This is a genomic window from Actinopolymorpha pittospori (genome assembly GCF_014873875.1).
In the GTDB taxonomy this organism is placed as follows: Bacteria; Actinomycetota; Actinomycetes; order Propionibacteriales; family Actinopolymorphaceae; genus Actinopolymorpha; species Actinopolymorpha pittospori.
In genome coordinates this window covers 10,413,842-10,432,622 of the sequence record NZ_JADBEM010000001.1, presented here as the reverse complement: position 1 = coordinate 10,432,622, position 18,781 = coordinate 10,413,842, and the positions used below count along the sequence as shown (strand labels likewise).

Here is an 18,781-nt window from a genome sequence, read left to right as displayed (position 1 = left end):
ATGTCACCACGATGGGAGCCAAACCCCGATGTCCGCAGGGGTCGCACGGTCGTCTCCACCCTCCATGCACACTTGGTCTTCACTCCGAAGTACCGGCGCGGACCGTTCACCGACGACATCCTTCGACGCTGCGAGGAAGTCATGCGGGACGTGTGCACCGACTTCGGAGCGGAGTTGCGGGAGTTCAACGGCGACACCGACCACGTCCACCTGCTCCTCCACTATCCGGGACTGGCTGAACACGCTCGCCCTGGACCGGTTGGCCAACTGGACGCCGTACGCACCCAAGTCGCCGGGCGGTGAGTCGTATCGCGAAGCCGTCGAACGCGCCACCCGTGCCCTGATCGAGACCGTGCTCGACAGCGAGGGCGGGACCGTCGTGATCGTCACGCACACCGTGCCGCTCCGCGCCAGCCTGTGGGCGTTCCTCAGCCTTCCGTTCCACGCCCTGTCGTCTATCCCGAGTGGACGAAGACGGGGATCACCGAGTGGGTCACGGACGGCTGGCTTCCTGACGGCGGCGACATAAAGGCCCGCCTCAACCGCATCAACGACCACGCCCATCTCCTCCCGCACGCGTGGGAGAGCGCGGGCGCGCTGCGGTCGCGGTCTCTGGTGACCTGATGTGCCCCTGACGCCGAACGGCCTTCCTCAGCCCGCGGGCTTGGTCAATCGCACGTCCATGAGGATCCCCTCGGAGCGGACCGCGCAGGTTCGGAACCTGCTCTGCGCGGCGAGACGTTCGAACTGCGCGTTCGTGGCGGCGCGGAGCCGGAGCATCGTCAGTGCCGACTTCGCCATGAAGGCGTTGACGTGGCTGAGCCTCATCCGGCGTACCTCCTCCTCGATGTCGCCGCCCGAGGCGTCGCGACTCATGTCGTGGATCACGGCGGTTCCACCAGGGCGAAGGACGCGGTACATCTCGTCGAGCGCGACCACCGGCTGCTGGAAGTTCTTGAACGCGGCCTGGCAGACGATCAGGTCGAAGGAGTCGGCGTCGAAGGGCATGCGCTCGACGTTGCCGTGCCGGAAGTCGACGCGCACACCGGCCTGACGCGCGCTCTCGTCGGCGATCTCCACGAAGGAGCGGCTGATGTCCAGTCCGGTGACCTGGAACCGGCGCAGCCGCGCGATCTCGATGGACAGGTATCCCGGCCCCGGCGCGACCTCCAGTACGTCGGACCCGCTCGGTAGGTCGGCGGTGAGCTGGGCGGCCTGGTCGTGGTACTGCTGGAGCTGGCTCTTCGAGCCACGTTGCTGGGCGTACCACCGGGCTATCGGCCCTTCCATCGCGAGCATCCTGAACCGCTTCTCACGTACGGCGTTCATGGGTTCCTCCGGTGTGGATCACAGGTGTGGATCACGGGTGTCCATGGATCACGGATGTCCGAACCGGCGCGGAGACGATGCCCAGCTAGTCTTGCGGTTGCCACCTTGTGGCTGGGTCCGCTGCGCGGATTCCGGTTCGAGGTTCGAGGGCCCTGGCCGCGGTGTTGCCGCACCGCGTCAGGGTCCTTTTTGGCGTTCAGGGTCCTTTGGTGGTCAGGCCCTTCGGTGGTCAGTCCTGGGGTCGGCCCCTGTCGGCGAGCTCGGCCATCTCAGGGGGTACCTCGCCCGTCTCGTGCCAGGCCCGCCACACGTCGAGGTCCGGGAAGGATCCGCTGGTGAGTTCGTCGAGCAGCGAGCGGGTCCAGGTGGCCTCGGCGGCGCGGACCGCGAGGTCGTACTCCATCTCGACCAGGAACAGCCGGGGCACGTCCTTGCCATGCTCCGCGAGCGCGTCCCGATCGCGGTGGAGTTCCTGCTCCAGCAGGCCCAATCGTTGCCGGAGCAGGTCGATCGCCTCCTCCGGCGGGAGGACGCCGAGCACGGACAGGCCGGCCTCGAACCGCGGGAACTCGCGTTCGGGCGTGGAGATCAACTCCCGCGTCCAGTCGAGGAGCTCCTCCCGCCCGGCGTCGGTGATCCGGTAGATCGTCCGCTCCGGGCGGCCGCCCTGCCGCACACTCTCGGTGGCCTCGACGAGGCCGTGCTTCTCGAGGTTCCCCACCACCGTGTAGAGCGAGCCCCACTTGATCCGCATGTCCTGCTCCTTGCCGCGGGCGCGGAGCAGGGAGGCCATCTCGTAGGGGTGCATCGGTCGCTGGACGAGCGTGGCGAGCACGGCGAGAGCCAGGATGTTGCCGACCCTTCGACGCTTTGCCATGGAGGTCACCTCTCCCAATTACTCGTCCACGAGCATACGTACGCGAGTATGCCGTGACAAGAGGCCAAGAGCCCGCTCGGCCGACGGGGTGTTCGACACCGAGATGACCAGTTGGCCGCTCAGTGTGCTCCTGACCGGTGGGCTCGGCTGCCTCGTCCTGGGGGTCCTCGCGGTGCTGGTGGGAGGCCTGCTCGCGGTGAGGCAGGTCGGGTCGACACGCTCGGGTACGGTGAAGGGCGTGAGAGAAGTGATCAGGCCATGACCCGTCTTCCGCGTGAACTCGAGGAGCTGGTCGCGTCCGGCCCGATGGCTCACCTGACCACGATCAACGCCGACGGAAGCCCGCAGGTGACCGTCATGTGGATCGCGGTGGACGGCGACGATCTCGTCAGCGCTCACATGGGGTGGTACGCGAAGCTGCGCAACATCGACCGTGACCCGCGGGTCGTGTTGTCCTTCGACGCGCCGCGGGAGCCTGGCGTGTTCATGAACCCGTACGCCGTCGTGCGGGCGCGGGCGAGCATCGAGCCGAGCGAGCAGGCCTGGGATCTGCTCAACGGCCTGGCGAAGGTCTACATCGGCCCGGACGCGGAGTTCCCGGCGCCGAAGGGTCCTGGCTTCATCATTCGCTACTCCGTCGAGCGCATCGGCGGCGTCGGCCCCTGGGTGTCGCCGGCGTAGCGCTGGTCGAGTTCGTCGAAGTACGGCTTGCGGACCAGGGCCTGCCGTTCCTCCCAGGTGACCATCAGCTCGCCCGCGGCGAGGGTGTCGCCGTGCTCACCGAGGTGGAGCAGTACGTCTCGCATCCCGAGGATGGCGCCGCGCATGGCGGTGTTGGCGTACAGCGCGATGGCGAAGCCCAGATCCCGCAGCGTCCCCAGCGGCTGCAGTGGTGTGAGTCCGCCCTCGACCATGTTCGCCACGTGCAGACCGGGTACCCGGGCGGTGACCTGCCGCATCTCCTCGATGCTGCGTGGCGCCTCCACGAAGGCGATGTCGGCGCCCGCCGCGAGGTAGGCGTTGGCGCGCTCGCACGCCTCGTCGAGTCCGTCGGTGGCACGGGCGTCGGTCCTGGCGATGATCAGCAGATCGTCGTCGGTCCGCGCGTCGACGGCGGCGGCGACCTTCCCGACCATCTCCGCCGCGGCGATCACCTCCTTGCCCGCGAAGTGGCCGCACTTCTTCGGGTTCACCTGGTCCTCGATCTGGATCGCGGCGGCACCCGCGCGTTCGAGCCGTCGTACGGTGCGCCGCACGTTGATGGCGTTGCCGAAGCCGGTGTCGGCGTCGACGACCAACGGCAGTTCCACGGCGTCCCTCATCGCGGCGGCGTGGGCGACGAGCTCGTCGAGGGTCAGCAGCCCGAGGTCGGGTGACCCGAGGAAGGTGTTGGTCACTCCCGCGCCGGAGACGTAGACGGCCTCGAAGCCGCTCTCCTCGATCACCCGTGCCGTGAGCGCGTTCGGCGCGCCCGGAAGGAGGAGCGGGGGACTCCCGGTGGCGAGGCGACGGCGGAGCCGGGTGGTGGGTGCGCGGGAGGGAGGAGACGCGGGGGACAAGGGAGCTACTCCTGGGTGGTGGGCCGCTCGTCGGTAAGCCCGAGCACGGCAAGGGCGTGGTGCATGGCACAGGTCAGGTGGGCCCGCATCAGCGCCACCGCACGCTCGGCGTCGCGTTTGCTCAGCGCGGCCAGGATCTCGTCGTGTTCGAGGACGGTCGCGCGGTCCCGCAGCGGCTCCTGGCCGGACCGGGTTCGTACGAGGGAGAGCTGGCGGTGCACCTCCAGCCAGGACCGCAGCAACGCCTGATTGTCGACCAGCATGACCAGGCGCTGGTGGAAGTCGGGCTCGGCGGGGTACGCGTGTCCGTTCGGGGTGGCCATCCCGTCTCGCGCCCCGGCCAGCACCGCATCGACGTCGGTGCGGCCGTCGTCGCTCGCGCGTTCGGCCAGCAGCCGGATGGCGTGCAGCTCCAGCGCGGCCCGCAGCTCGTAGAGTTCGACGATCTCGCGCGGCTCGAAGGTGCGCACGAACGCGCCGCGGTGGCTGATCACCGTCAACAGCCCCTCGCCCGCCAGCCGCTGGATGGCCTCCCGCAGCGGCCCACGGCTGATGCCGAGCTCGCCGGCCAGCTCCACCTCGTTGATCCGGTCGCCCGGAGCGAGGCTGCCGTCCAGGATCATCTCCCGGATGACCGCCTCGGTACGCCGGGAGAACGTGCCGTTCCGCTCCAGCCGGCGAGAGATGTCGACTGAACTCACTCTTCCTCCTCAGACGTCGCGCAGTGCACTTCCCGCAGTCTCCCTGAGCTTCAGGGCGGTCAGCAGGGTGACCGCCGCGGTGCAGATGAGAAAGTACGCCGGCGACAGCGCCGAGCCGGTGGTGTTGACGAGCCAGGTGGAGACGTAGGGGGCGGTCCCGCCGGCCAGCGCGGCACCGACGTTGAAGCCGAGCGCGACGCCGGTGTAGCGGACCCGGGTCGGGAACATCTCCGCGAACGCCGCCAACGCCACGCCCATCAGCGCCGAGTCGGTGATCCCGAGCACCACGTGGGAGGCCACCGCGATCGCGCCGCCCTGGTTCAGCAGCACGAAGCACGGGAGGGCGAGGATCCCGGCCGCGACGCTCGCTCCGACGAAGACCGGCTTGCGGCCCACCCGGTCTGACAACCTCCCGAACAACGGCGTGGCCGCGACGGAGACCGCGAGGGTCAGGGTGGTCGACCAGAACGCCAGCCGCGGGTCGACGCCGACCACTTTCTGCAGGTGGATGTTGACGTAGACGTAGGCGACGTAATAACCGGCGAACAGCAGGATCGACAGCCCGATCGTCTTCGCCAGGCCGCTCCGGTGGTTCCGGAACAGCTCCAGGACGGGGGCCTTGGCCTGTTCCTCACCGCGCTCGAGCTCGGCGAAGTGCGGTGAGTCCGCGAGCCGGGTCCGGATCCACAGCCCGACCAGGCCGAGCGGGATGGCGATCAGGAACGGCACCCGCCAGCCCCAGTCCGCCATGGTGGCCGTACCGAGAAGCTGGTTCAGCGCGCTGACCAGCAGTGACGCGAGGAGCGCTCCGGTGAGCGCGCCCGTCTGGGTGGTGGCGCACAGCACCCCGCGCCGATGGTTGGGGGAGTACTCCGCGACCAGGGACGCCGCACCACCGAGTTCACCGCCGGCCGCGACACCCTGGACGCAGCGCGCGAGGACCAGCAGAGCGCTGGCGCCGACACCGATCGCGGCGTAGGTCGGGAGGAAGCCGATCAGGCCGCTGGCCACCGCCATCACCAACACCGTGGCGGCGAGCGCGTTCTTGCGGCCGTAGCGGTCCCCGAGGTGGCCGAACAGGATCCCGGCCAGCGGGCGCAGGACGAAGGCGAGCGCGAAGGTCGCGAGGGTGTTCAGGAGGGCCGCGGTCGGGTCGCCGCTGGCGAAGAACTGCGCCGCCAGGATCGTCGCGACGTAGCCGTATAGAGCGAAGTCGTAGTACTCGACGATCGAGCCGACGGCGCCGGCAACCACCACTTTTGGTGACAACTGGGCCAGTGGCTGGGCCGCGTTGTGCGTCCGGGCCGAAGGGTTCGTCAATGGCCGCCCTCATCGATGGGCCCCGTAACCGGTTCGATGGGCCGCCAGCTTGCCCCGCCCTCTGAGAACTGTCAACAGTAGGCAACATGTCCTGCATGTCGGACTGAACATGATCAGTCGGCAGAAGTCACTGACTACGACGGGCTCCACGGGGGATATTGGGGTGCAATCCGCTCCGATGGCAGGAACGATGGGCGGTCCGGCACGACGAACGCGGTGATTCCGCGGGGCGGGAATCGGTTCGATGCACGATGACGAGGAGCTCATCGCGCGGTGTCTTCGGGTGATGCGGCACGGTCCAGAGTCACTGCGTGACCGTCAACGCCTCACCGGCGCGGCGTCCGGCGCCGGCGTGCACCGGCTGGTGTTCGGCGACGGACGCGTCGCGGTGCTCAAGGTCACCACGACACCGGTGTTGAACGACCGGGCCCGCCGGGAGTTCTGGTTCTACCAGGCGCTGGCGGCGCAGCTGCCGGTCCGCACGCCCCGACTCCTGGCCGCGGCCGACACCGCCGACCTGACGTGTCTGCTGTTGTCCGCCGCCGAGCCGACGCCTCCTGCGGAGCGGTGGGCGCCGCGGGAGTGGGTCGCGGCGGCGGAGGAACTCGGCGCCCTCCACCAGCCCTCTCTCGCCGTGGGCAATGATCGGTACTCCTGGCTGAACCGGCCCCGTCGGGTCGCGCGCACCGAGGCGGCCACCGCCCTGACCGCCTGGCGTCAGCTGGGTCTGGACAGCATCGCCGGGCCGCTGCTGGACCAGCTCGGGCAGTTGGACGCCGCGGTCGCCGGGCTGCCGGTCTGCCTGCTGCACGGGGACTGGCACGCGGGAAACCTGCTGCTCGACCAGGAGGGCCTGGTGTGGGCGGACTGGCAGGAGGTCGGTGTCGGGCACGGTCCGGAGGACCTCGCGCTGCTGTGGCAGCGGGCGGAGTTCGACGGCGCGCGGCCGCCCCGGGAGGCGATGCTGGACGCCTACGTCCGCGCCCGCGGGATCCGATCCGACGTCGTGCTCGAGCGGGCGATCCTCGCCGCCGAGATCCGACTGCTCCTGCTGGGCTGGCCGACCCACCTGCTGCTCGCCGAACCGGCCGAACGGCAGGGCCTGCTCGACCACCTCCACCACCTGTCGCGGCGATGGGCGGTCGGAGTCGCCTGTGCCGACGCCTGACCGAGGGGCCAGCCGGCGAGCGCCCGCGCTGCGGGATGCGGAGGTCCGTCTGCGAACTCGGCGTGCGAAGTCGGGGTTTCGCTCCGCGCCGTTGCCTACGCGGAGGTAACCGGATAGACCGTGCTTGCCCAGGCGATGGTCCAACGGAGGAGCGCATGAGCGATCTGGACGCGGAGTTCGACGCGTCGGTGTCCGCGGTCAACGGTCAGGTCAAGGATCCCGGCACCGAGATCAAGCTGCGCCTGTACGCGCTGTACAAGCAGGCGACCAGCGGGGACGTCGACGGTAGGCGTCCCGGTTTCACCAACCCGGTCGGGCGCGCGAAGTACGACTCGTGGGCCTCGGTCGCGGGGATGCCCACCGACGACGCCAAGCGTGCCTACGTGCAGCTCGCCGCGGGGCTGCCCCACTGAGCTCACGGCCCACTGAGCCCGCACCGCTCGCGCGTCGGTCGGCGCAAGCCCGCCTTACGCCGACCGCGACCCCGCCTCGTGCGCGGGCGGGGGCTCAGCCCGCCCCCTTCTGCTGGGTCTCGTCCTGCCCGTGCAGACGCTTGGGATGCGCGAGCACACCGGCGGAGGCCGCCTTGGTGAACACCTCGGTGGTCTGCTCGACCGACAACCCCTTGGTCTCTGGGAGGTACGCCGCGACGAAGGCGACCGCCATCAGACACAGCGCGGCGAAGCAGACCATCACCCAGGACAGGCCGATGGCACTCGTCCAGATCGGGAACAGCAGGATCAGCGCGAAGTTGGCGAGCCAGTCGGCGGTGGCGCCGATCGCGGCGGCCCGCCCACGCACGGCGGTAGGGAACACCTCGCCCTGGATCAGCCAGCCCGTTCCACCGACGCCGACGGCGAACGAAGCGATGAAGAAGTCCAGCGCGATCAGCACGACGATGATCTTGGCGATGCCCGCCAGGAGCCCGTCGCCGATGGCGCCCACCAGGATGAAGACCGCCATGCCGGTGAAGCCGGCGATGGCGAGCCGGCGGCGGCCGATCCGGTCGATGAACCGGAACGCGAAGTAGGTCGCGATCACGTTGACCGCCGCCATGATGGCGGTCACTCCGACAGCCAACGTCGCGGCGTCGACCTCCGACCCTCCACCGAAGTAGGGATCGAGGATGCGCGGCCCGTAGTAGAACGGCACGTTGATGCCGGTGATCTGCTGGAAGACGAAGAACACCACGACCACGATCAGCGCCCGGCGTACGCCAGGAGTCCAGTCGCGGATCCGGGACCGCTTCTGCTCGCCCTCCTGCTCCGCCGGCGTGAGGGTCGCCTGCGCGCTCGCCCGGATCTGCTCGGTGGTGACCTCGTGTCCGAGTTGGGCGACCGCCTTGCGTACGTCGTCGAAACGGCCCTGTTTCAGCAGCCAGCGCGGCGACTCGGGCATCTGGGTGCGCAGGACGAGTGCGAGCAGCGCGGGGATCGCGCCGAGACCGAGGATCAACCGCCAGTCGACGGTGCTGGTGTGTTGCGGCATCGCCCGCAGCACCACGAAGGCGATGACGTAGGACACGAAGATTCCGACCGTGATCATCCACTGCTGCAGGATGCTCAGCGCTCCGCGCCGGTTCTTCGGTGCGTACTCGGCGATGTAGGCCGTCGCGATCGCGGAGTCGGCGCCGACCGCGAGTCCGATGAGGGTACGCGCGATCAACAGGACCTCGACGTTCCACGCCACGGCCGACAGGATCGCGCCGGCCGCATAGATGCCGGCATCCGCCACCAGTAAGGACTTTCGCCCGAACTTGTCGGTCAGTGGTCCGGCGAAGAAGGCGCCGACGGCGGCGCCCAGCGAAGCTCCCGCGACGAGGTAGCCGGTGGCCAGGTCACTGAGTTCGTATGGCACGAAGTTCAGGACTGATCCGATATTCGCCGTGTCGTACCCGAACAGGAACCCGCCCACCGTGGCGAGGAGGGTGAGCTTCCAGTAGAAGGCGGTGGGGACGTGTTCGTCCAGTGTCGCCAGGACGTCCTTGCTCCTACTGGCCTCGCTCATGTCCGGCACCTCCGCCTCGCTCCAGTGGCTGGTCGACGCGTGCACGAGCCCGTGGATACCCGACGGAGCAGGGGTCTTCGCCCGGGACGCCTGGGTGGCAAGGCTCCGTTGGCGACCCTAGCACCGCTGGCAGCTTGTGGCTTTCCGCGCGGATCTCGGCCTGTTCGGGGTCGCGGAAAGGGACCGGCCGCCGGCATGTGGAGACCTCTCCCGCATTCGCCGGCGGCCGGGTGGCGGGGTTCAGGCAGCGGCGTGCGTGCGCAGGGGCAGGGTCTTGACGCCGGTCATGTTGGGCGATGGGGTGAACGTCGGCTGGTGGTCGGGATCGGTGCGCAGGTGCGGGAAACGGTCCAGCAGGATGTTCAACGCGATCCGGCCCTCGAGGCGGGCAAGGGGCGCACCGATGCAGAAGTGGATGCCGCGCCCGAAGGCGAGGTGCGGGTTGGGGTCGCGAGTCGGGTCGAACACGTGCGGACGCGCGAACTCCCGCTCGTCCCGGTTGGCGGCGGCCACCCACACCAGGAGCAGTTGGTCGGCCGGAACCGCGTGGCCACCGATCTCGACGTCCAGGGTGGTCACCCGGGCAAGTGTCGCGAACGGACTGAGGAAGCGCAGCGACTCCTCGATCGCGGTGGGCACCATCGACCGGTCGGCGCGCACCCGCGCCGCCTGCTCTCGGTGTGCGTCCAGGCACAACACCGTGTTGCCCAGCAGCATGGTGGTCGTGATGTGTCCGGCTATCAACAAGACGTTGGCGAAGTTCACCACGGCCGCGTCGCTCAGGCGTTCACCGTCGACCTCGGCCTGGACGAGCTTGCTGAGCAGGTCCTCCCGGGGCTGCCGCCGGCGCTCCGCGGCGTGTTCGCCGAGATAGTCGGTCAGGTGCCGGATCTTCTCCAGGCCGATGTCCATCTCGCGCTTGCGCTCCTCCTCGCTGGTGAGCAGAGACACCTCCTGGGTACGGTCGAACAGCGCGTCGACCCACTTCTTGAACAGGTGCCGGTCACTGCTCGGCACTCCCAGCAGTTCGGCGATGACGGTGACCGGCAGCGGGTAGGCGAGGTCGGCGACCAGCTCCAGTCGGTCCTGGTCGGTCACCTCCTCGAGCATCTCCTCGGTGAGTTCGGCGATGCGGGGTTCGAGATCCGCGATCACCTTGGGGGTGAAGGCGTGACTCACCAGCCTGCGGAGCTTGTGGTGGTCAGGCGGGTCCATTGTCACGAGGTTGCCCTCGCGGAACGGCCGCCCTTCGGGGACCACGCGGCTCGTGTCGGAGGAGTACGTCCCGGGGTCGGCGAGGATCTGCAGGCACTCCGGATAGCCGTAGACGTTCCAGACACCGCGCGCGTCGTCGAACTCCACCGGTCGGCTCGGCGTCCGCTCACGCAGCCAGAACTGGCGCTCGTGGACGCCCCACGTGTCGGCGAAGACAGTCATGGTGTTCTCCCCGTTCTGTTGGATGTCGGGTGCGGGCCGTGGGCATCAGCCGCGACGGCCCGCGGTCCGCGCTCAGCCGGGCGGGCGGCCCGGTCCCGCGGAGTAGATCCAGGCTCGGTAGGTCGCCACCAGTTCCTCCAGGACCGTGCCGAGTTCGGTGGCGGCTGCCTTCAGGGCGCCGGGGTCGGGTTCGCCGGGCGGCTCGAAGGCATGGCGGATGGTGTGGGCGAAGGCGTCCGCCCGCGCCTCCAGGTCGAGTGCAAGCTCGGGTTGCCGGGTGGCGAGGTTGTCGATCAGGTAGAAGCCGGCGGAGGTGGCCTGCATCGCGTAGCCGAGATGGTCGATGTCGCTGCGGAGCAGGCCGTTCCGCGTCAGCACCGTGACGAACCGTTCGTTCGCGAGGAGCTGTTTGCTTCGTACGGCGCTGTCCATGAGCCGGCCGAGCAGTTCGGCGTCGCCGGTGACGAGGGCGGAGACGAGCGGGCGGCGCACGGTGGCGAGGTAGGTGCTGCGGACGAACCGGTGCGGGGTGATCTCGGCCGGGTCCTCCCGGATCCGGTCCAGGAGCTCCTCGACCAGGGAGACGGACTCGCGCAGCAGCAGTGCTTCCAGCACGTGGTCCGCCAGTGCAGGTAGACGGTGCCCTTGCCGATCCCGGCCCGGCGGGCGATGTCCTCGACATTGACCTTCCGGTAGCCGTGCCGCAGCAGCAGGCTGCCGGCCGCGTCGAGGATCCGGTCGGCCCGCGTGGGCGAGCCTTGTGACGTCTCGGGCATGGGCGCCTCCGATGCCGCCGGCCCTGGACGGAGATGTCGACGACCGGGAGCTGATCAGCCGAGCGGTGCCGAATGACCGGATGACCGGATTTCGAATCTGGTCACGGGGTCACGATCGAGGCTAGCCAGGGTCCCGGGCGCCGACAAGGCCCGGCGCGGTCTCGACGTGGTCCCGATGTTCTGGACGGCCCGTGCCGGACAGCTCCGTGAACGCGGCTTGACATCCGTCCTACGCCCGGGAGACGTTGCCGACGAGATCACGTGGGGACCGGAGGCCGCGCCGGGTGGCTTCCGTTCCCCCGGTTCGGGATGAGGCGAGAGGGATGCTGACGCAGGAGCAGGTGGCGCGTTTTCACGCCGACGGGTTCGTGAAGGGCGGCAGGGTACTCAGTGACGACGAGGTGGACGAGCTTCGCGCCGAGATGGAGCGGGTCATCGCCGAGCGCGAGCGAGCCGACCAGCCACAGCCCGTCCTGCTGTCCAACCTCGGAACCGACGAGCGTCCGATCTGGCAGATCGTGAACATCTGGCAGGCGAGCAAACCCTTCGCGCGGCTGACCGGGAACCAGCGGATCACCGAGGAGCTCGCGCAGCTCATGGACGCGACGGAGCTGCGCATCTGGCACGACCAGATCCAGTACAAGCCCGCCGAACAGGGTGGTCTGCTGCACTGGCACCAGGACGCGCCGCTGTGGCCGATCCTGGCGCCGATGACGCAGGTCACCGCCTGGGTCGCCCTGGACGACGTGGACGAGTCGAACGGCTGCATGAGCATGGTGCGCGGCTCCCACACGTGGGGCGACCGCATCGACTACCTCCACAGCATCAGGGACAACCCCGTCCTGCCCCAGACGTACGACGGAAAACCCGTCGAGGTGGTGCTGCGCCCGGTCGCCAAGGGTGAGGTCCACTACCACCACTCGCTGACGTGGCACGGGTCGCACGGCAACACCAGCAACCGTCCCCGCCGCGCCATCGCCCTGCACGTCATGGGCGAGGACACGCGCTACGTCGCGAGCGGCGAGCACGTCATGAAGCGTTTCGTGACGGTCCCCGACGGTGAACTCATGACCGACGACGCGTTCCCCGTGGTCCTGGCCCGGGCCTAGGGCATGTCCTGCGGATCGTGGGTGAACCGGCCATGATCCGTCAGGCACACCCTGGGGGCGTGTCTCCCAGACCGAACCGGAGGACGACGCCGCCAGGCGGGATGCGGGGCAGGTGGGATGCCGGACGAGTGGGGTGTCGAGAGTTCCTACGAGGACGCCGACGGGGCGACCCGGGCGGTCCCCGACCGTACGGTGGCGCGGCTGCGGGACATCATCGGCCGCCCGCGTGAGGACGGCCCGCTCATCGTCCAGGCCGGTCGTCCGGCGCCCACCGGTCCCGGCGAGATCGTGCTGGAGGACGGTACGCCGATCTCCGTGGACGCGACCGCCGACTCCGCGCCGACGGACCTCCCGCTCGGCTACCACGCGTTCGTCGACCCGGAGGGCAGGTCGCGGCGACTCATCGTGACGCCGCCTCGCTGCCACCTGCCGGCCGGCTGGCGGGCGTGGGGATGGGCGGCGCAGGTCTATGCCACCCGATCGTCGCGGAGCTGGGGGATGGGCGACCTCGGGGACCTGGCCGGCGTCGCCGCCTGGTCCAGGGCGCACGGAGGAGGGTTCGTCCTCGTCAACCCCCTCGGCGCCGTCGCGCCGGCGGGACCCCAGCAGCCGAGTCCGTACTTCCCGGCCAGCCGCCGTTTCCAGAACCCGCTGTACCTGCGGGTCGAGGACGTACCCGGCGCCGAGCTGGTGCCGGAGGTGGTCGAGGGGGCGGCGGCCGCCGGTCGTTCGCTGAACCAGTACCGCGAGATCGACCGGGACGCCGTCTGGCGGATCAAGCTGGAGGCGCTCGAGGCGATCTGGCGTACGGCGGGCGCCGGTGCGGCGTTCGACCGGTGGTACGACGAGCAGCCTCTCTCGCTGCGCCGCTTCGCCACCTGGGCCGTCCTGACCGAACGACACGGGCCACGCTGGCGCGACTGGCCGACCGACCTGCACGACCCACACGCGTCGGCGGTCGCCGCTGCCGCCGCCGAATCCGGCGACCGGGTCCGGTTCCACGCCTGGCTGCAGTGGCTCGTCGACCGTCAGCTCGGTGCGGTCGCCCGCGACCTGCCGGTCGTCCAGGACCTGCCCATCGGCTTCGACCCCGACGGGTTCGACGCCTGGGAGTGGCAGGACCTGCTCGCCCTCGACGTCTCGGTCGGCGCTCCGCCGGACGAGTTCAACCGGCAGGGGCAGTACTGGGGGCTGCCGCCGTTCGTGCCGTGGAAGCTGCGCGCCGCGGGCTACCAGCCCTTCGTCGAGACGATCCGGGCCAGCATGGCCGCCGGTGGCGGACTGCGGGTCGACCACGTGATGGGGCTGTTCCGGCTCTGGTGGATCGCGGCGGGCGAAAGCCCGGCCGACGGCGCCTACGTGCGCTACCCCGCGGAGGACCTGCTCGCCCTGATGGCGCTGGAGAGCCAGCGCAGCGGAGCCGTCGTCGTCGGCGAGGACCTCGGCACCGTGGAGGAAGGGGTACGACCGATGCTGGCCGAGCGGGACATCCTGTCCTACCGGCTGTTGTGGTTCGAGGAGGACGACCCCTCCACCTGGCCGCCCACGTCGATGGCCGCGGTCACCACGCACGACCTGCCGACCGTCGCCGGGCTGTGGGACGGCTCCGACCTGCAGACCCAGCGGCGTCTCGGGCTCAACCCGAACGAACGCAGCACGGCGGCGATCCAGGCCCGGCTGGCCGCGACCGGCCCGCTCGCTCCGGACGCCACCGGCGCGGAGGCGGTGGTGGCCGCCTACCAGCTTCTGGCCCGCGCACCCTCGGTCATGCTCACCGCGACGCTGGAGGACGCGGCGGTCGAAGCGGAGCGGCCCAACATTCCCGGCGCCGACGACCTGCGCCCCAACTGGTCGCTGGCCCTGCCGGTGACCCTCGACGAACTCCGGACCAGCCCCACCGCCGCCCGGATCGGCGACGTCCTGACCGAGGCGACCCGCGGGCCGGCGGACGCCACGAGTCACTCGACGGTGACCCACTAGGTCGTGTCCTGGCCTCCGCCGGCGTGGCTCGCCCCGACCGGTTCGGGCACCGCGTGCTCGGCCGCGCGGCTGACGTCCTCCCAGCCCGCCCAGGTGCGCATGCGTTGCCGGGTGAGCTCGAAGGCGAGGTCGTAGACCATGCTGCCGAACACGACGCGCAGCGGCGGATCGTCGCTGTCGACCACCTTCATCAGGGCCTCGGCGGCCAGGCGCGGCTGGCTGTCGACGGAGTTCTCGGCCAGTTGGTCGGCGAGCTCGGCGCGCAGGGGTGCGTACGCCTCCAGCGGCGTCGTCGAGCGCATGCCGCGGTAGAGATCCGTCCAGTATCCGCCGGGCTGGACGATGGTGAGCCGCACGCCGTGGGGCGCGACCTCCATGGCCAGCGCCTCGCTCATACCTTCGAGCGCGAACTTGCTCGCGCTGTAGAGCCCGGTGGTGGGGAAGCCGCCCAGGCCGCCGATGCTGGAGATCTGCACGATGTGCCCCGATCCCTGGGCCCGGAGCACCGGGACGACAGCCTGGCTGACCCACAACGCACCGAGGAAGTTCGTCTCCAGCTGCGCCCGGGCCTCGGCTTCGGTGAACTCCTCGACCATCCCGACGACGAGGATGCCGGCGTTGTTCACCACGATGTCGAGGTGGCCGAAGTGCCGCACCGCCGTGTCGACCGCGGTGAAGACCGCCTCCCGGTCGGTGACGTCGAGGGGGAGGACGAGCAGCCGCTCCCCGGCCCGCGCGGCCAGATCGTCCAGGACGGCGGTGGTTCGGGTCGCGGCCACCACGTGATCGCCCGCGTCCAGGGCGGACTGGGCGAACGCTCGGCCGAGGCCGCGGCCGGCGCCGGTGATGAACCAGACGCGGCCGCTACGGCGGGTCGGGTCGTCCATGGGACTGCTCCTGTCGGATCTCGCCGGATCGGAAGACGAGACGGACCGTCTCGCCACGTCGCCTACTCTGCATCGGGTCGACCCGACTGTCAAGACGGACCGTCTCGTCTTGCTGCTAGCGTTCACCCATGACGACGCGACGTCGAGCCGCACCGGACGCCACCCGACGCAGCGAGGAGTCCCGGCGGGCGATCCTCGCCGCGGCCTTCGACCTGGTCGGGCAGGTGGGATACGCCAGGCTGAGCATCGAGGGCATCGCCGCCCGGGCCGGCGTCGGCAAGCAGACGATCTACCGCTGGTGGCCGTCCAAGGGAGCGGTGCTCTTCGACGCGTTCCTCATGCTCAGCGAGGGCGAGACCGGTCGACCCGCCCTGCCCGACACCGGCGACCTGGAGGCCGACCTCAAGGCGGTCCTTCGCTCGACGGTGGCGGAGTTGAACGATCCGCGCTACGACGAGCCCATGCGCGCGCTCAACACCGAGATCCTGCACGACCCCGCGCTCGCGGCCGCCTACGCCGAACGCCTGGACGGCCCGCTGAAGGAGGCGAAGAAGGAGCGGCTGCGCAGCGCCCAACGGGCCGGCGAACTCCGCGCGGACCTCGACCTCGACGTGGCCGTCGAGATGGTGTGGGGCCCCCTCCTCAACCGGTGGCTGCAACGCAGCGGACCGCTCACGCCCCACTACGCCGACTCGATCGTGGAGACGGCACTGAACGGCCTCCGCCGTCCGACGCGTCGCCGTCGCGACCAGCACTGACCCGGCGCGGGCGACATCCCACCCGCACCTCGGGAATGCCGGTACCGGACTCACGGGACGCCACCGCCGTCGACACCGCTACCGTGAGAGAGCCCAGGCCTCGCGCCTGGCAGCAGCAGGTGCGAGCGTCGGCTGGTCGAGGCCGGCGGGGGCTCAGTCGTCCAGGCGGTGAACTTCGCGGTGGTGGTCACGGCAGTGTGTGAGAGCACTCTGTGGCGACGCTGAAGTCGGACGGCCGGCGCGGCCTCCTGCGCCGTGGACAGGCGGGGCTTCGCCGCCTTCTCATCGCCCGGGTGGGCAACGTCGACCCCGTCCTGGTCATCGTCTGTATGGCCATCGCCTCCACCCAGACGGCCTGGTCGGTGGTGGTGCCCGTCCTTCCGCTGTACGCCACGGAGTTCGGCGCGAACGCCACCCAACTCGGCCTGCTGATCGCGTTGTTCGGCATCGGCCGGCTGGTCGTCAACATCCCGGCCGGCATGCTCAGCGAGCGCCTCGACCCGCGCAAGATGCTGCTCGTCTCCGTCGCCTGCGTCGTCGTGTTGCAGGCGGTCACGGCGTTCGCGCCCAGCCTCACCGTCCTGCTCGTGCTCCGCTTCGTCGCCGGACTCGCGGGTGGCATGGCCATCACGTCCGGCATGACGCTGGTGGTGCACCTCACCAGCTCCGCCGACCGGGGCCGGGCGATGTCGCTGCTGCAGGGCTGCCAGCTGATCGGTGGAGCGTTCGGGCCGGCGCTCGGCGGGCTGGTCGCCAGCCTGTGGGGCTACCGTGCGCCGTTCCTGGCCTGCGGTCTGCTCGCCACGCTCGTGCTGGTCTTCGGCGCCCGCATCCTGCTCCGCGCACCCGCGACGGTCGAGGGCGCGGCGGTCGGCTCCGACGCGCTAAGCCGGGAGCCCGCCACGGTGGAACCCGCCGCGGTGGAGCCTGCCGCGGTTCAGTCCGGCGCGGTTCAGTCCGGCGCGGTCCAGCCGGAACCGGCCCAGCCTGGCTCGGCCCAGCCGGCGGCACCCGAGCGGAGCCTGCTCCGCAGGCTGCTCGGCGACGGAAGCTTCCTCGCCATCTGCGCGGTCGGCTTCTCGGTCTTCCTCAACCGCTTCGCGGGTACCCAGTCGCTGGTCCCGATCATCGCCTACACCGTGGTCGGACTCTCGGTCGGACAGCTCGGCGGGCTGATGGGCGCGGTGACGTTCACCAATCTCATCCTGGTGACCATCGTCGGGCGGCTCTCCGACCGCATCGGTCGCAAGCGGGTCATCGTCCCGGGCCTGCTGGTGGTCGCGGTGAGCCAGCCGGTGTACGCCCTGACCTCGAGCCCGATGGCCTTCGTCCTCGTCACCCTGCTCACCGGCATCGCGCTCGGCTTCTCCGGGCCCACGCCCGCCGCCTACATGGCCGACGTCGCCCCCGCCGACGGCCGGGGCACCGCCGTCGGCATCTACCGCACCTTCGGTGACCTCGCGGCCGTCATCGGCCCGATCGGGCTGGGCTGGCTCGTCGACCACACGGGCTACCAGGCGGCCGTGCTGACGCTCGCGGGTGTGATGCTCGCCGCCACCGTCATCTTCGCCACCGTCGCCCGGGAGACGGTCGGCCCGAGGGCGGCTCACCCGCACGCGACCCGCCCCGAGGTGGCCCGGTCGAGCTGACCGCGCGCGGCCCTCGACGTGGCCGGCTGCCGAAAACACCGTGCCGCAACCTGGCTGGCTGTTGTCCGAACTAGGCCGAGCGCATGCCCCTCGCGGCCACCGGTCCTGTGGGATGGTCGTTACTGCAGTCGTATGCAGTGCCTTCGTGGCAGTTGTGCAGTCCTCGTGCGGGAGGGGTCCCAGTGGGCAGGCTTCGGGTGGGCGTGATCGGTTGTGGCGGTGCGGCGACCGGACACGCGGCGGCGATGGCGAGCGGGTCGGACTTCGAGATCGTCGGGTTGGCGGAGCCGAACCCGGAGCACCTGGACCTGTTCCGCACCAGAGTTCCGATGGTGGCCGAGGTCCCCGCGTTCAAGGACGCCGAGGAGATGTTCAACGGCGTCGAACTCGATGCCGTCACCGTCGTCACCCCGCACACGCTGCACCACCCGATCGTGATGAGCGCCATCAAGGCGAACCTGCACGTGCTGTGCGAGAAGCCGCTGACCTGTGTCTCGGGGCACGCCCGCGACATCGAGGCGGCCGCCGACGCCGCGGGCGTGACCGTGATGGTCCGCTACCAGCGCCGGTTCTTCTCCCCGTACCGGTACATGCGTGAGGCGATCGCGAACGGCGAGATCGGCGAGCTGCGCTCGATCATGATCTCCTGCGGCCAGCGCTGGCTGCGCGGCACCGCGGGTTCGTGGCGGCAGGATCCGAGCCTGTCCGGCGGCGGCATGCTGATGGACAGCGGCTCCCACCTGGCCGACATGTTGTTGTGGCTGGTCGGACAGCCGGTGGAGACGGTGTCCGCGCTGGTGGACAACGCCGGTTCGCCGGTCGACATCAACACGGCGGCCACGGTGTCCTTCGCCGGCGGGGTGCAGGGACAGTTCGGCGTGGTCGGGGACCTGGCCACCACCTGGATGGAGCACGTCATCGTGTCCGGGTCGACCGGGCTGCTGCGCTACGAGACCGAGCCCCAGCACCCGTGGCGGGCGGACGGGTGACCCACCACCGCGCCGGAGAGATCGTGCAGCCGCTGCGGCTGCCGGAAGGCCCGGAGATCCACGCGGCCTGGGCGGCGACCATCCGCGGCGAAGCGACCAACGAGTCGCCTCCCGCGGCCGGAATCGCGGTCGCCGAACTCAGCGAGGCCATCTATGAGTCGGCGCGCCAGGGCCAGACCGTCCGGGTCGGCGGCCGGTAGCCGCGGGCCCACGACTCCGCCCGGATCCGGGCGGC

The 18,781-nt window shown here is 70.3% G+C and carries 20 protein-coding genes and 2 pseudogenes; 12 read left to right on the top strand and 10 right to left on the bottom strand.

All coding sequences use genetic code 11. From position 1 onward, the window contains the following. Positions 1-228 (top strand): annotated as a pseudogene (gene tnpA, locus HEB94_RS48300) (IS200/IS605 family transposase); the annotation flags it as partial. A 31-nt stretch (positions 229-259) separates the two neighbouring features. After that, positions 260-529: a histidine phosphatase family protein gene (locus HEB94_RS55030; protein ID WP_192756056.1), complete on the top strand. Its 270-nt coding sequence runs from the start codon at positions 260-262 to the stop codon at positions 527-529. A gap of 122 nt (positions 530-651) precedes the next feature. On the opposite strand, the gene HEB94_RS48290 is transcribed toward HEB94_RS55030, so the two are convergent. Next, complete coding sequence (locus HEB94_RS48290) at positions 652-1,329, bottom strand: class I SAM-dependent methyltransferase (protein ID WP_192756055.1); 678 nt, start codon at positions 1,327-1,329, stop codon at positions 652-654. Positions 1,330-1,558: 229 nt separating this feature from the next. Further along, positions 1,559-2,206, bottom strand: a complete 648-nt coding sequence (locus HEB94_RS48285) for a PadR family transcriptional regulator (RefSeq protein ID WP_192756054.1) — start codon at positions 2,204-2,206, stop codon at positions 1,559-1,561. 103 nt (positions 2,207-2,309) lie between these two features. Between HEB94_RS48285 and HEB94_RS48280 the strand changes: the two genes are divergently transcribed. Continuing rightward, complete coding sequence (locus HEB94_RS48280; protein ID WP_192756053.1) at positions 2,310-2,468, top strand: hypothetical protein; 159 nt, start codon at positions 2,310-2,312, stop codon at positions 2,466-2,468. Beyond that, positions 2,465-2,887, top strand: a complete 423-nt coding sequence (locus tag HEB94_RS48275; RefSeq protein WP_192756052.1) for a PPOX class F420-dependent oxidoreductase — start codon at positions 2,465-2,467, stop codon at positions 2,885-2,887. Before HEB94_RS48280 ends, HEB94_RS48275 begins: the two co-directional genes overlap by 4 nt. Here HEB94_RS48275 and HEB94_RS48270 read toward each other — a convergent pair. From HEB94_RS48270 to HEB94_RS48260, 3 genes are read right to left on the bottom strand one after another with little or no spacing between them, the layout of a single operon-like run. After that, positions 2,836-3,765, bottom strand: coding sequence for an isocitrate lyase/PEP mutase family protein (locus HEB94_RS48270; protein ID WP_192756051.1), 930 nt, complete (start codon positions 3,763-3,765; stop codon positions 2,836-2,838). The two genes, HEB94_RS48275 and HEB94_RS48270, sit on opposite strands and share 52 nt — an antisense overlap. Before the next feature lie 5 nt (positions 3,766-3,770). Next, positions 3,771-4,466: an FCD domain-containing protein gene (locus tag HEB94_RS48265; RefSeq protein WP_202896952.1), complete on the bottom strand. Its 696-nt coding sequence runs from the start codon at positions 4,464-4,466 to the stop codon at positions 3,771-3,773. Between the two features lie 9 nt (positions 4,467-4,475). Next, positions 4,476-5,786 (bottom strand): MFS transporter, encoded by a 1,311-nt coding sequence (locus tag HEB94_RS48260; protein WP_202896951.1) that lies wholly within the window; start codon positions 5,784-5,786, stop codon positions 4,476-4,478. A gap of 244 nt (positions 5,787-6,030) precedes the next feature. Here HEB94_RS48260 and HEB94_RS48255 point away from each other — a divergent pair, with 244 nt between their 5' ends. Continuing rightward, positions 6,031-6,954 (top strand): aminoglycoside phosphotransferase family protein, encoded by a 924-nt coding sequence (locus HEB94_RS48255; RefSeq protein WP_192756050.1) that lies wholly within the window; start codon positions 6,031-6,033, stop codon positions 6,952-6,954. A 155-nt stretch (positions 6,955-7,109) separates the two neighbouring features. Beyond that, positions 7,110-7,367 (top strand): acyl-CoA-binding protein, encoded by a 258-nt coding sequence (locus HEB94_RS48250; RefSeq protein WP_192756049.1) that lies wholly within the window; start codon positions 7,110-7,112, stop codon positions 7,365-7,367. Between the two features lie 94 nt (positions 7,368-7,461). On the opposite strand, the gene HEB94_RS48245 is transcribed toward HEB94_RS48250, so the two are convergent. The 4 genes and pseudogenes from HEB94_RS48245 to HEB94_RS55025 form a co-directional block, all read right to left on the bottom strand. Next, complete coding sequence (locus HEB94_RS48245; protein ID WP_192756048.1) at positions 7,462-8,961, bottom strand: sugar porter family MFS transporter; 1,500 nt, start codon at positions 8,959-8,961, stop codon at positions 7,462-7,464. Between the two features lie 240 nt (positions 8,962-9,201). Further along, positions 9,202-10,398, bottom strand: coding sequence for a cytochrome P450 (locus HEB94_RS48240; protein WP_192756047.1), 1,197 nt, complete (start codon positions 10,396-10,398; stop codon positions 9,202-9,204). Between the two features lie 72 nt (positions 10,399-10,470). After that, a complete protein-coding gene (locus HEB94_RS52020; protein ID WP_238361819.1) occupies positions 10,471-11,013 on the bottom strand; it encodes a hypothetical protein in 543 nt (180 codons plus the stop codon). Between the two features lie 14 nt (positions 11,014-11,027). After that, positions 11,028-11,174 (bottom strand): annotated as a pseudogene (locus tag HEB94_RS55025) (TetR/AcrR family transcriptional regulator); the annotation flags it as partial. A gap of 323 nt (positions 11,175-11,497) precedes the next feature. Here HEB94_RS55025 and HEB94_RS48230 point away from each other — a divergent pair. Next, positions 11,498-12,283, top strand: a complete 786-nt coding sequence (locus HEB94_RS48230; RefSeq protein WP_192756046.1) for a phytanoyl-CoA dioxygenase family protein — start codon at positions 11,498-11,500, stop codon at positions 12,281-12,283. 117 nt (positions 12,284-12,400) lie between these two features. After that, positions 12,401-14,263, top strand: coding sequence for a 4-alpha-glucanotransferase (gene malQ / locus HEB94_RS48225; RefSeq protein ID WP_192756045.1), 1,863 nt, complete (start codon positions 12,401-12,403; stop codon positions 14,261-14,263). Here malQ and HEB94_RS48220 read toward each other — a convergent pair. Then, positions 14,260-15,150, bottom strand: coding sequence for an SDR family oxidoreductase (locus tag HEB94_RS48220; protein WP_192756044.1), 891 nt, complete (start codon positions 15,148-15,150; stop codon positions 14,260-14,262). The genes malQ and HEB94_RS48220 overlap by 4 nt on opposite strands. A gap of 128 nt (positions 15,151-15,278) precedes the next feature. Here HEB94_RS48220 and HEB94_RS48215 point away from each other — a divergent pair, with 128 nt between their 5' ends. The 4 genes from HEB94_RS48215 (at position 15,279) to HEB94_RS49955 (ending at position 18,746) form a co-directional block, all read left to right on the top strand. Next, positions 15,279-15,908, top strand: coding sequence for a TetR/AcrR family transcriptional regulator (locus tag HEB94_RS48215; RefSeq protein ID WP_192756043.1), 630 nt, complete (start codon positions 15,279-15,281; stop codon positions 15,906-15,908). Between the two features lie 212 nt (positions 15,909-16,120). Next, positions 16,121-17,557, top strand: a complete 1,437-nt coding sequence (locus HEB94_RS48210; RefSeq protein ID WP_192756042.1) for an MFS transporter — start codon at positions 16,121-16,123, stop codon at positions 17,555-17,557. Positions 17,558-17,739: 182 nt separating this feature from the next. Next, complete coding sequence (locus HEB94_RS48205) at positions 17,740-18,546, top strand: Gfo/Idh/MocA family protein (protein WP_202896949.1); 807 nt, start codon at positions 17,740-17,742, stop codon at positions 18,544-18,546. After that, positions 18,543-18,746 (top strand): hypothetical protein, encoded by a 204-nt coding sequence (locus HEB94_RS49955; protein ID WP_202896948.1) that lies wholly within the window; start codon positions 18,543-18,545, stop codon positions 18,744-18,746. The genes HEB94_RS48205 and HEB94_RS49955 overlap by 4 nt, the downstream gene beginning before the upstream one ends. Positions 18,747-18,781 lie beyond the last annotated feature (35 nt).